The sequence below is a fragment of the Nocardia sp. NPDC055321 genome (assembly GCF_053645575.1).
In genome coordinates this window covers 224,138-234,898 of the sequence record NZ_JBSHMS010000017.1, presented here as the reverse complement: position 1 = coordinate 234,898, position 10,761 = coordinate 224,138, and the positions used below count along the sequence as shown (strand labels likewise).

At 68.4% G+C, this 10,761-nt stretch carries 12 protein-coding genes; 8 read left to right on the top strand and 4 right to left on the bottom strand.

Annotated elements, in window-relative coordinates:
- The first annotated feature begins 148 nt into the window (after positions 1–148).
- A complete protein-coding gene (locus ACWIGI_RS27215) occupies positions 149–715 on the top strand; it encodes a TetR/AcrR family transcriptional regulator (protein WP_354985344.1) in 567 nt (188 codons plus the stop codon).
- Between the two features lie 116 nt (positions 716–831).
- On the opposite strand, the gene ACWIGI_RS27210 is transcribed toward ACWIGI_RS27215, so the two are convergent.
- Positions 832–1,341: a MarR family winged helix-turn-helix transcriptional regulator gene (locus ACWIGI_RS27210; protein WP_454205312.1), complete on the bottom strand. Its 510-nt coding sequence runs from the start codon at positions 1,339–1,341 to the stop codon at positions 832–834.
- A 146-nt stretch (positions 1,342–1,487) separates the two neighbouring features.
- On the opposite strand from ACWIGI_RS27210, the gene ACWIGI_RS27205 reads away from it, so the two are divergent.
- From ACWIGI_RS27205 to ACWIGI_RS27190, 4 genes are all read left to right on the top strand, one after another.
- Positions 1,488–1,910: a cupin domain-containing protein gene (locus tag ACWIGI_RS27205; RefSeq protein ID WP_454205317.1), complete on the top strand. Its 423-nt coding sequence runs from the start codon at positions 1,488–1,490 to the stop codon at positions 1,908–1,910.
- Between the two features lie 143 nt (positions 1,911–2,053).
- Positions 2,054–2,473: an acyl-CoA thioesterase gene (locus ACWIGI_RS27200; protein WP_454205311.1), complete on the top strand. Its 420-nt coding sequence runs from the start codon at positions 2,054–2,056 to the stop codon at positions 2,471–2,473.
- 169 nt (positions 2,474–2,642) lie between these two features.
- Positions 2,643–3,104 carry a hypothetical protein gene (locus tag ACWIGI_RS27195; RefSeq protein WP_454205310.1) on the top strand — a complete coding sequence of 154 codons (462 nt, stop codon included), beginning with the start codon at positions 2,643–2,645 and terminating at the stop codon, positions 3,102–3,104.
- 12 nt (positions 3,105–3,116) lie between these two features.
- Positions 3,117–4,079, top strand: coding sequence for a hypothetical protein (locus ACWIGI_RS27190; RefSeq protein ID WP_454205309.1), 963 nt, complete (start codon positions 3,117–3,119; stop codon positions 4,077–4,079).
- Positions 4,080–4,140: 61 nt separating this feature from the next.
- Here ACWIGI_RS27190 and ACWIGI_RS27185 read toward each other — a convergent pair whose 3' ends face one another.
- Entirely contained in the window at positions 4,141–4,398 is a 258-nt protein-coding gene (locus ACWIGI_RS27185; RefSeq protein WP_454205308.1) for a helix-turn-helix domain-containing protein, read from the bottom strand.
- A 313-nt stretch (positions 4,399–4,711) separates the two neighbouring features.
- The gene (locus ACWIGI_RS27180) at positions 4,712–6,343 is read right to left on the bottom strand and encodes an ABC-F family ATP-binding cassette domain-containing protein (protein ID WP_454205307.1); all 1,632 of its coding nucleotides are present in this window, start codon (positions 6,341–6,343) and stop codon (positions 4,712–4,714) included.
- 506 nt (positions 6,344–6,849) lie between these two features.
- Between ACWIGI_RS27180 and ACWIGI_RS27175 the strand changes: the two genes are divergently transcribed.
- Entirely contained in the window at positions 6,850–7,260 is a 411-nt protein-coding gene (locus tag ACWIGI_RS27175; RefSeq protein WP_454205306.1) for a hypothetical protein, read from the top strand.
- A gap of 32 nt (positions 7,261–7,292) precedes the next feature.
- On the opposite strand, the gene ACWIGI_RS27170 is transcribed toward ACWIGI_RS27175, so the two are convergent.
- Complete coding sequence (locus ACWIGI_RS27170) at positions 7,293–8,270, bottom strand: helix-turn-helix domain-containing protein (protein ID WP_454205305.1); 978 nt, start codon at positions 8,268–8,270, stop codon at positions 7,293–7,295.
- Between the two features lie 406 nt (positions 8,271–8,676).
- On the opposite strand from ACWIGI_RS27170, the gene ACWIGI_RS27165 reads away from it, so the two are divergent.
- Both ACWIGI_RS27165 and ACWIGI_RS27160 read left to right on the top strand, forming a co-directional pair.
- Positions 8,677–9,189 (top strand): hypothetical protein, encoded by a 513-nt coding sequence (locus ACWIGI_RS27165; RefSeq protein WP_454205304.1) that lies wholly within the window; start codon positions 8,677–8,679, stop codon positions 9,187–9,189.
- A 236-nt stretch (positions 9,190–9,425) separates the two neighbouring features.
- Positions 9,426–10,760 (top strand): MFS transporter, encoded by a 1,335-nt coding sequence (locus ACWIGI_RS27160; protein ID WP_454205303.1) that lies wholly within the window; start codon positions 9,426–9,428, stop codon positions 10,758–10,760.
- The last annotated feature ends 1 nt before the right edge of the window (position 10,761 follow it).

The following is a 10,761-nucleotide window of genomic DNA, read 5'->3' as shown; positions in this document are numbered from 1 at the left end:
TGGGTTTTTCCACCCCTTGTGTTGTGGTGGGTCTTGTTCCCCCCCACCCAACCCGCAACCGGTCGTTTGTTTCGTCCTCTTCTTCGGTGCGGTCCCGCCCCCGGGGCCCCGCGCCCGCGATCCCGCACACCCCGTTTCGGAGGAGTCCATGCCCAAGGTCAGTGACGACCACCTCGCCGCCCGCCGCGGCCAGATCCTCGACGGAGCGCGCAGCTGCTTCGCCGAGTACGGCTACGAGGGCGCCACCGTGCGTCGCCTGGAAGAAGCGACCGGTCTGTCGCGGGGCGCGATCTTTCACCATTTCCGCGACAAGGACGCCCTCTTCCTCGCCCTGGCCCACGAGGACGCCGCGCGCATGGCCGAGGTCGCGGCCACCCAGGGTCTGGTCCAGGTGATGCGCGACATGCTCGCGCGCCCCGAGGACTTCGACTGGCTCGGAACACGTTTGGAGATCGCGCGCCGGCTGCGCAACGATCCCGAGTTCCGCGCCAACTGGGAAGAACGCTCGGAAGAGCTCACCGCCGCCACCGTGGCCCGCCTCGAACGCCGCAAGGCCGAGGGCGCGCTGCGCGACGACGTGCCGACCACGGTGCTGCTGGGCTACCTGGATCTGATCCTGGACGGTCTGATCGCCCGCATCGCCTCCGGGCACGCCAACGACAATCTCTCCGCCGTGCTGGATCTCGTGGAAGCCTCTGTGCGCCGCAAGAATTGAGCTGCGCGCCGGGGGTGTGTCCGGTAGCTTCGACTGCGGCCATGGGGTAGTTCAGTCGGTAGAGCGCCCATCCATCAGAGGGGATGTCGCGGGTTCGATTCCCGCCTCCATGGCCGCTACTCCCCCTCATGCTCCAGGGTCGAGAGCAGCAGTCGGACCAGACGATCCAGTTCCGCGCGATCGCGGCTCGACAGCCCCGAGAGCAGGCGCGTTTCGTTCGCCACGTGGTCGGTGACCGCCGCGTCCACGACCGCCAGACCCTGAGGGGTCAGCCCGACCCGGATCGCGCGGCGATCGTCGGCGTCCGCGCCGCGGCGCACCAGGCCGGCTTTCTCCAATCGGTCGAGCCTGCTGGTCATTCCGGCGCGCGAGAGCATCATGGTGTCCGCGAGCACCGAGGGGTTGAGGTGGTACGGCTCCCCCGAACGACGCAGCGCCGCAAGCACATCGAACTCTCCGCGCTGGAGGCCGTGCGCGGTGAAGACCGCGTCTATCCGCTTTCCGGCCACCGCCGCGAGTCTGCCCAGCCGGCCGATGATCGCCATCGACTCCAGTTCCAGATCGGGTCGCTCCCGCCGCCACTGCGCGGTGATGGCGTCGACCGCGTCCGCTTTCGTCTCACCCATGGACAGGATTCTATTCGATGCCATATAGTTCGATAGCGAACTATATGGCATCGAATCACTGGGAGCATCGCATGAACGCCACCGACCGCCAGGCCGTCATCCGTCAGCCGCACGAGGCCGAGACCCTCGGTACCGACACCGTCACCATGCGCCTGCTCATCGATTCCGACGCCGCCGGCGGCGCGGTCAGCAGCCTCGAGGTCACCATGGCGCAGGGCGCCGACGGCGCCGCGCCGCACTTTCACACCCGCTCGGACGAACTCTTCTTTGTCGCCGACGGCGAGCTCCAGCTACTGGCCGGTGATCGAATCGTGACGGTCGGCGCGGGCGGATCGGTCATCGTTCCCAAATTGATGCCGCACGCTTTCGGCGCCACCCCGGACAGCGGCGCGCGCATTCTCATCGCCCTCATGCCCGGCGTCGAGCGGTTCGAATACTTCCGCGTGCTGGACCGCATCGCCAAGGGCGAGTCCGATTTCGCCGAGCTCGCCGCGGCCCAGGAGGAATTCGACAACCACTTCGTCGACGCGCCCGCGTGGTGGGCCGAGCGCAACGCCCATCGCCGCTGAGAGATTCGCGCCGCGGTTGCCCGGCCGATCGGGAACGCGCCCCCGGTCACACCGCGCGACGATAGCCCCGCAATCGCCCGAACTGTGCGCCGGACCACCGGAAACGGGGAATGCGCGCACCCGGAGACCGGGTTGACAGTTCCATGGCCTTCTCCGTTCCCATCACCGTCCGCGGTTACGAGCTCGATATCAACGGGCATCTGAATCAGGCGGTGTATCTGCAGTACGCCGAGCACGCGCGCTGGGAACTGCTGCGCGAGGGCGGCGTTCCCGGGGAGAAGATGGTCGCCGCGGGAATCGGCCCGGTGGTTCTGGAGACCACCATCAAGTATCTGCGCGAGTTGCATTTGGGTGACGAAGTCACCGTGAGCTGCGAATTCGAGTGGAGTGGGGGCAAAGTCTTCACCATGCGCCAGTTCATCACGAAACTGGACGGCACCGTATCAGCCCAGGTCGATGTAGTCAGTGGAATCCTCGATCTGCGAGCCCGCAAGCTCATTGCGGACCCGCGCGCGCGACTGTTGGAGATCGCCGACGCGCCCGAAGTGCTCGGACTTCGTTAGCCTCGCGCCGGAGGCGAAAAACATACGGCTGGAGGGGTTTCCGGGTCCGCGGCAGAGTTAGCCAGCGGCCCGTGAAATCTTTCGTTGCGAACCGGACGAGGGCCTTGACGGGCTATGATTCAGGTCACGCTCGGCTCCGCAGCAAATCCCGAGCAGATCGGAGATCAGCATGACCGGCGCCCTCCGCCCTCCCGCGTCAGCCACCGTCGCAAGCATTGCGCCACCGCTATCGGGCTACCTCATCGCCGCTACCGACCGCCACCTCACCGTGCGCGTCACCGACGGTACCTGGACCCTCCGGCGCGCCGACGTTCTCGATCTCACCGATTGGGAAGTTGCGGCGACGCAGGGATTCTGCGAGGGACGCCCGGTGCTGGTCCGCGTGCGTGCGGGCGCCACAGCGGATTTCACGCAACGCCGCCGTATCGAACTCACCGACCGCCCGCTGACCCTGCCGCAGGATCACACCCCGGCGCGCGGTGACGACGAACTCCAGGCACTCACCGAAGCCTGGGCCCGGGGTCTCGAGATCGGCACCCGGCCCGGCGTCGGCGGCGCCACCATGACCTGTTGCCAGACCCGCTCGCACAACGGCAGTGACGACGGCGCGGCCTGCGACAGCCTCGACTGACAGGTTTTCCGCATGACCACCCGCACAACGGGTTCGGTGCTAGTGGTCACCGAAGCCGATGATCTGCACGGCGACGCGCTCGCCGCCACACTGCGAAAGCACCACGGCCTCAGCCCGATTCGGCTCGACATGCGCGACTTCCCGCGCGAGAACGGAACTTTCCGCCTCGCGAAGGACGGTACGTACCGATCCCTGTCGCACATCATGGGATTGGACGGGGTCAACTCGGTCTGGTGGCGAAGACCCCGGCCCACCGCGGTACCCACCGGACCGCGCACCGAGGACGACACCTACCGGCAGGCCGAATGCGACGGATTCCTGCAGGGCATGCTCTGGTCCATCCCGGCGCTCTGGGTCAACGACCCGGGCGCCGACCGCACCGCCAATCGCAAGATCGTGCAATTGGAGACCGCCTACCGTGCCGGCTTCGCCGTCCCGGAGACCTTGATCACCAATGACGACGAGGAGGCCCGCGCCTTCATCGAGTCGCGGCCGGGGCCGGTGGTGTACAAGCGCACCGGCACCGGGCGCGGCGCCTTCACCGAGACGCGCATCGTCGGCGCGGGTGACCTGCGGCGGCTGCCGACGATCCGCAACTCCCCCACCATCTTCCAGGACTACGTGCAGGCCGAATGCGATCTGCGCATCGTCTGGGTCGACGGCATCGAGTGGGTGGTGCGGATCGACTCGCAAGCCGGTGTGGGACGGGTGGATTCGCGGTTGGACACCTCGGTGGCCTTCACCGCGGACCGGTTGCCCGCCTCGGTCAGCAAGTCGCTGAGCACCCTGATGGGCGCGCTCGGGCTGGCGTTCGGCGTCCTGGATCTGCGGGTCGGCCTCGATGGTGAATTCTGGTTTCTCGAGGTGAACCCGCAGGGCCAGTTCGCCTATCTCGAGATCAAGACCGGACTACCGATCTTCGAGAGCCTGGCGAACCTGCTGGTGTTCGGCGACGGGACCGTGACCGGTAGGTAGCCGCGTGATATCGCAAGCGGTCGAACGGATTTCTCCGTTCGGCCGCGGCGACACCCTTCGGCTACTTGCTTCCGGCCTTGGCCTTGCCGACGGCCTTGCGGCGGTTCGCACCGCCGCGGCTGCGGAGTTGCACGTGCGACTCCACGAGCACATTGTGAATGAAGCCGTACGACCGCCCGGTCTCCCGGGCTAGCGAGCGGATACTTGCCCCCGCCTCGTACTGCTTCTTGAGCTGGGTTTGCAGGCGGTCTCGCGACTTTCCCGTCACGCGTGTGCCTTTACCCAATACGGCTTTACCCTGTGCGGGCCTGTCACTCATGACTTCCTCCGAGTCGCCGTGGGCGCCTCATTCCAGGTTAGGGGCTCGAGAGGCCGTGATCAATGAAACGCTGTGATCGGTATCACGTAGTGAGCAAAGCTCGCGTGTCGAAACACGTGAAAATCGGGCGAACAGCCCGGATTTGAGGGCCGGCGGCGGCGCCGCGGACAGCAAGATCACCCGCGAAATTCCGCGTCCCACGCACGAAAACCGCACGCCAGCAAGGGTTTCGACGCAGACTGCCCGGCCGTCCGCGAGACGACCGGGCAGGGCGCGGCAAAAATTTTCTCGTCCGACACCGGACGACATGGACTCAGGCGAGCTGAATGAGCTCCAGATACTCCTGTGACCAATGATCTTCGGTGCCGTCCGGCAGCATGATGACCCGCTCGGGGTTGAGCGCCTCGGCCGCGCCCGGGTCGTGCGTCACCAGCACGACCGCACCGGCGTAGCTGCGCAGCGCGTCCAGCACCTGCTCGCGCGAGATCGGGTCGAGGTTGTTGGTCGGCTCGTCCAGCAGCAGCACGTTCGCGGCCGAGGACACCAGCCCGGCCAGGGCCAGACGGGTCTTCTCACCGCCGGACAGCGTGCCCGCGGGCTGGTCCAGCTGCGGGCCCGAGAACATGAACGCGCCCAGCAGCCCGCGCAGATCCTGTTCTCCCGCATCGGGAGCCGCGTGCCGGATGTTCTCCCAGACGGTGGCCTGATCGTCGAGGGTGTCGTGCTCCTGCGCGAAATAGCCGACCTTCAACCCGAATCCGGGCACCAGCTGCCCCGCGGTGGGTGTCTCGACCCCGGCCAGCATGCGCAGCAGCGTGGTCTTGCCGGCGCCGTTGAGCCCGAGCACGACCACGCGACTGCCGCGGTCGATGGCCAGATCCACGCCGGTGAAGATCTCGAGCGAGCCGTAGAGCTTGGTGAGGTTCTCGGCCATGAGCGGGGTCTTGCCGCAGGGGGCGGGGGTCGGGAACTTGATGCGCGCCACCCGATCCGCCACGCGCACGTCGTCGACCTCGGACAGCATGCGCTCGGCGCGCTTGACCATCTGGTGTGCCGCAGCGGCTTTGGTGGCCTTGGCACCGAGCTTGGCGGCCTGCTGCTTGAGCGCGGACGCCTTCTTCTCGGCGTTGGCGCGCTCGCGCACGCGGCGCTGTTCGTCGGTGGCGCGGGCGTCGAGGTACTTCTTCCAGCCCATGTTGTAGATGTCGGCCTCGCCGCGCACGGCGTCCAGGAACCACACCTTGTTCACCACGTCGCCCAGCAGTTCCACGTCGTGGGAGATGACCACGAGCCCGCCGTCGTGGTTCTGCAGGAAGCCACGCAGCCAGGTGATGGAGTCGGCGTCGAGGTGGTTGGTCGGCTCGTCGAGCAGCAGCGTGGTGTCGGACTTGCCGCCGCTGCCGTCCGAGGCCGCGAACAGGATGCGCGCCAACTCGATTCGGCGGCGCTGACCGCCGGAAAGAGTGCGCAGCGGCTGGGCGAGCACGCGATCGGGCAGGCCGAGGCTGTTGCAGATGCGGGCCGCTTCGCTCTCGGCCACATAGCCGCCCAGCGCGGAGAAGCGATCCTCGAGCTGACCGTACTTGCGGACGGCCCTGTCGCGCTCCTTCTCGTCGGCCACCTCGGCCATGAGCGCCTGCTGCTTCTCCATGTCGCGGATGAGCTTGTCCAGGCCCCGGGCGGACAGCACCCGGTCCTTGCCGAGTACGTCGAGATTGCCCTCGCGCGGGTCCTGCGGCAGGTACCCCAGGTCGCCCGAGCGGATCACCTTGCCGGCGTAGGGCTCGCCCTCACCGGCCAGAATGCGCAGCGTCGTCGTCTTTCCGGCGCCGTTGCGGCCGACGAGGCCGATCCGGTCGCCGGCCTGCACCCGCAGCGCCGAGCCCGGCGCCGTCAGCAGGGTGCGGACTCCGGCCCGGACCTCCAGGTCGGTCGCGGTGATCACAAGCGTCTCCTAGTTACGTGTGCGTGCTGGTGGATTGCTGCCCGATTGTGCGTCGACGCGACACACAAGAACTACCGATTTTATCTCGAGCACAGGAGACCCCCAGGTCAGGGGCACCCTCGCGGGCTCCGACCAGCGGAGATCCACCCTTTGCCGCCCGTCGGCGGCCCGTGACCGGGGCGAACGCCGCGGGTTGCGCACCGCCGAGCCCGCCGATCGTCCGCGCGGCGAGTCGCCATCCACGCGCCGTGATTCGGTTCCGCTCGAGCGGCGGGACGGGCGGATCGGCGAACCGCCGAGGCCGCCTCCGGCGCGGTGTCCGGAAGGTTGCCACCTGCCCGCTTCGCACTCGATTCAGGGGTTCGCGGTCGCGCCGGAGAACCACGCCCCGGGTGGTTCACGCACACCGCTCGCCGCTCCGCGCGCGCCGAATCAACTTCGCGCACAGGGGGTCCGAAGTTCACCGAAACCTGGACCGGCCCGATCCGCGTTCACATCATGGATCCATGACAGCCATCGAGGACACCGTCGTCGTATTCACCGCGAAGAGTTCCCGCACGATCCTCGCCGAGGGCGGATCCCAGTCGTGGAGGCTGAGCCCCGCGCGGGTCGAAGCCTGCGAGTGGCTCGTCTGCACCCAGAACGCGCACAACGACGAGCCCTACGCCGACGGCGCCGAACCGCACGGCAGCGCCTTCCTGATCGGCCGGATCTCCGGCGTGGGCCCGACGACCGCGCCCGACGAGGTCACCGGGCGCTGGAAGATCGCATTCAGCGAGTACGCGCGCGTGAGCGTGCCGCGGGTCTGGCCGGGGTTCCACAATCCCGTCCACTACACCGGTCTGGCGGCGCTGGGCATCGAGCTGGAGGGCCTGGAGTTCCACCGGATCGGGGCCGACGCCGGGGCCGGCGGCTGACACCGTCCGCGACCTACCGGGCGACACGCAGGTCAGCGGCGCAGGGTCCGGCTCGGGGGCTGGCCGTAGGCGCGGATGTAGAGCTGGGCGAACCGTCCCGGCTGCGGGAAGCCCCAGCGGGCGGCCACCGCGGCCACGGTGCGGCCGTCGCCGGGGGTGGCGGCGAGCAGGTCCTGGTGGGCCTGTTCCAGGCGCAGGCGGCGCAGATATTCCATGGGGGTGGCGTTGTATCGCTTGCGGAAGGCGTACTGCAGAGCACGCGGGCCGACGCCGGTGTGCGCGGCGAGGTCGCCGACGGTGACGGGCCGGGTGGGATGGGCGTGCAGGTAGTCGACCGCGCGCTGCAGGGTGGACGGGCTGACCGCCGGCGGGCGCGGGCGGTGCGGCCGGTCCATCGCGGGGTTGGGGAAGACCGTCAGCGCGGCCGCGGCCAGGGTGCGGGCCAGGTTCGCCACGACCAGGTCGGTCATGACGTCGGGGTCGGCCAGCGAGATCTCATGGTGCACCAGATCGAAGAGTCTGCTCCAGAAACGTTCGCGGGCCCGGTCGACCGGCGCCAGCGACTCGAAACGAAAGGCGGACAGCTCGATTCCCTGTTCGGCGGTGAGGTCGGCCAGGACCGCGTCGGGGATGTGCAGCATGTCGACGTCGTGGTTCTCGCAGTCCGCGCGAATCGGCACGTTCATCGGGTACACCGAGAACTCCTCGCGCTGCTGCCAGAGGTCGTGCCCGTCCCCGCGTAGTCGGATATTGCCCGACAGCGTCCGCTGGAAGTACACGCTGCCGGTGATCGGGGCGAGATGCCCGATATAGCCGACCGTGCTGCGGATTTCGGTGGCCATCACCGATCCGGCGATGGTGACGGCGTTGCGCACGCTGGCGCCGGGCGCGGCGCGCTGGAACTCGATCACGTTGCCGGTGTACAGCTTCGACACGTATTCGACGGTTTCCTCGGCCTCGCGCGTATGCAGTCGCGCACGCCGGATATCCACGAACCCCGGATCGACCATGTCATCCCTTCGCCGCTGAACCTGTTCCACAGCATGCCCTTTCGGGCCGAGCCCGATCACCGATTCACCGGCAATCCGGCCGAGCGGCCACGATCGGCGCCACCCGGGCCCGCGCCGAGCCATCACGCCCGGGGCACGGGACCGGTCCCCGGACCTGCTCTTTCGCACACCGATATCCGAAAAACGAAAGGTTCCGCAATGCCCGCGCGAGCCCCGCGACCGCGTCTAGGGTGCTGTTCGCGAAACAAATGCTCTCCGTTTCGTCTGCGCGGCCCGTCCTGTGGCAAGCCGGCTTCCGCGCAGGTTCGCTGCACCAGCGGAACGGGCTCGGAGGCCCGGCGACTCACCCCCACCCGGGCCTCCGCTGCCTCCCCGACACGCACCACCTCCCATCCGGGACACCGACGTGACCGAACAAGATGACGTGCGCCCAACGGCGGGCCCGACCCCGTACCTACCGCTGCTCCTGGATCTCGTCGCCTGCTACCTCGAGCGCGATCACACCCGCGTCGCCCGGCTCGCGACGGGCATCGGCGACGCGGGTCGCGCCGCGCTGGACGGAACCATGCACGAGGCGGGCACCCTCATCGCCCATCTGCACACCGTCGCCTTCTGCGCGGGCCAGTCCGTGCACATCGCCGACCTGCAGGACGAGCTGGTGCAGCTGGTGTCGCGGGCGGTGCCGCTGCATCACGAGTTCGCCATCGCCCGGGCCCTGGACGCGATCGTCACCGGCGCCGGCGACGGCTGCCCGTTCGGCCCCGGCGACACCGGCGACCTGCTGCTGTTGCACACCGCCGCGGCGTACTGCGCCCTGGCCGGTGTCACGATCTTCGGCCCGGGCGCCTTCAGCCCGCACGGTCTGCGGCTGATGAGCCTGGCCGCCCGCGCGACCCGGGACGACCGCCCGGACCGCTGACCCGGGCGCGCGCCCGTTCGCCGGACCCACCGCACCGGAAAGCCCCGACGTGACCGGGCTCACATCCCCGCCGCACGCCCCGGTCGGGGCAGGTCCGGCGCGACCGGTCGGCAACCGCTCCGGTTTGAGCAACCGTGAGCCTGGGTAACGGTTCTAACCGTGCGAAAGCTTCGGCGTTCTCCGCGCCGCGGCGGTACCGAGGAAGGTCCGTGGTGCGGGCTGGGAAGGCAGGCACGATGAGGAACGAGACGGCGGCCAATCCGCTGCGAAGATCGGTCGCGGCGTCCGCGATGGGCAATGCCACCGAATGGTTCGACTACGGCGTATACGCCGCTACCGCAACATATTTGACGGCAGCCTTCTTCCCCGGCGAACTCGGGACCCTGGGCACCATGCTCGGTTTCGCGGTGTCGTTCCTGCTGCGCCCGCTCGGCGGAATGGTCTGGGGCCCGCTCGGCGACCGGGTGGGCCGCAAGGTCGTCCTGGCCACCACCATTCTGCTGATGGCCGTGGCCACCGGTGCGATCGGCCTGCTGCCGACCCACGCCACGGTGGGCTGGTGGGCCCCGCTGCTGCTGATCGCGCTGCGCGTGGTGCAGGGCTTCTCCACCGGCGGTGAATACGGCGGGGCGGCAACCTATCTCGCGGAGTGCGCCACCGACCGCAAACGCGGATTCCTGGGCAGTTTCCTGGAATTCGGCACGATGGCGGGCTTCGTCGGCGGTTCGGCGGTGGTCCTGGCCTGCCAGCTCGTGCTGGGTTCGGAGGCCATGTACGACTGGGGCTGGCGGATTCCGTTCCTGATCGCGTTGCCGCTGGGCCTGATCGGCTGGTACCTGCGTGCCCGGCTCGACGAGTCCCCGGTGTTCACCGAGGTCGCCGAGCAGGACACCCCGCCGGCCGGACTGCGCGAGGTACTGACCACCTACCGGCGCGAGACCCTGACGCTGATGGGTCTGGTCATCGCGCTGAACGTGGTGAACTACACCCTGCTCACCTATCAGCCGACCTACCTGCAGAAGACGATCGGCCTGGGCGAATCGACGACCACCACCATGATGCTCATCGGCCAGCTGGTCATGATGGTGTCGCTGCCGTTCTTCGGGCGGCTGTCCGACCGGGTGGGACGGCGGCCGATGTGGCGGTTCTCGCTGATCGGGCTCGCGATTCTGGCGGTTCCGATGTACGCGCTGATGGCGCTCGGCCCGGTGTGGGCCGTCGTGGGGTTCGTGGTGATCGGGCTGCTCTATGTGCCGCAGCTGGCGACGATCAGTTCGACCTTCCCGGCCATCTTCCCCACCCATGTGCGTTATGCCGGTTTCGCTTTCGGCTACAACGTGTCCACCGCGGCGTTCGGCGGAACCGCGCCGCTGGTCAACGAGGCGGTGATCGAGGGCACCGGGTGGAATCTGTTCCCGGCGGTGTACATGGTCGGCGCGTCGCTGATCGGCCTGGTGGCGGTTGCTTTCCTGCGCGAGACGGCGGGTTGTTCGTTGCGCGGCACCGAGATTCCCGAAGCCGAACCGCACGAATCGGACTCATCGCCGAAACCGGCGGCGGTGGCGGGATGAA

Excerpts from the sequence above, each read along its gene's own strand:
- ACWIGI_RS27215 (WP_354985344.1), top strand. The coding sequence starts at position 149 with ATGCCCAAGGTCAGTGACGACCACCTCGCCGCCCGCCGCGGCCAGATC.
- ACWIGI_RS27210 (WP_454205312.1), bottom strand. The coding sequence starts at position 1,341 with ATGGGTGAGACGAAAGCGGACGCGGTCGACGCCATCACCGCGCAGTGG.
- ACWIGI_RS27205 (WP_454205317.1), top strand. The coding sequence starts at position 1,488 with ATGCGCCTGCTCATCGATTCCGACGCCGCCGGCGGCGCGGTCAGCAGC.
- ACWIGI_RS27200 (WP_454205311.1), top strand. The coding sequence starts at position 2,054 with ATGGCCTTCTCCGTTCCCATCACCGTCCGCGGTTACGAGCTCGATATC.
- ACWIGI_RS27195 (WP_454205310.1), top strand. The coding sequence starts at position 2,643 with ATGACCGGCGCCCTCCGCCCTCCCGCGTCAGCCACCGTCGCAAGCATT.
- ACWIGI_RS27190 (WP_454205309.1), top strand. The coding sequence starts at position 3,117 with ATGACCACCCGCACAACGGGTTCGGTGCTAGTGGTCACCGAAGCCGAT.
- ACWIGI_RS27185 (WP_454205308.1), bottom strand. The coding sequence starts at position 4,398 with ATGAGTGACAGGCCCGCACAGGGTAAAGCCGTATTGGGTAAAGGCACA.
- ACWIGI_RS27175 (WP_454205306.1), top strand. The coding sequence starts at position 6,850 with ATGACAGCCATCGAGGACACCGTCGTCGTATTCACCGCGAAGAGTTCC.
- ACWIGI_RS27170 (WP_454205305.1), bottom strand. The coding sequence starts at position 8,270 with ATGGTCGATCCGGGGTTCGTGGATATCCGGCGTGCGCGACTGCATACG.
- ACWIGI_RS27160 (WP_454205303.1), top strand. The coding sequence starts at position 9,426 with ATGAGGAACGAGACGGCGGCCAATCCGCTGCGAAGATCGGTCGCGGCG.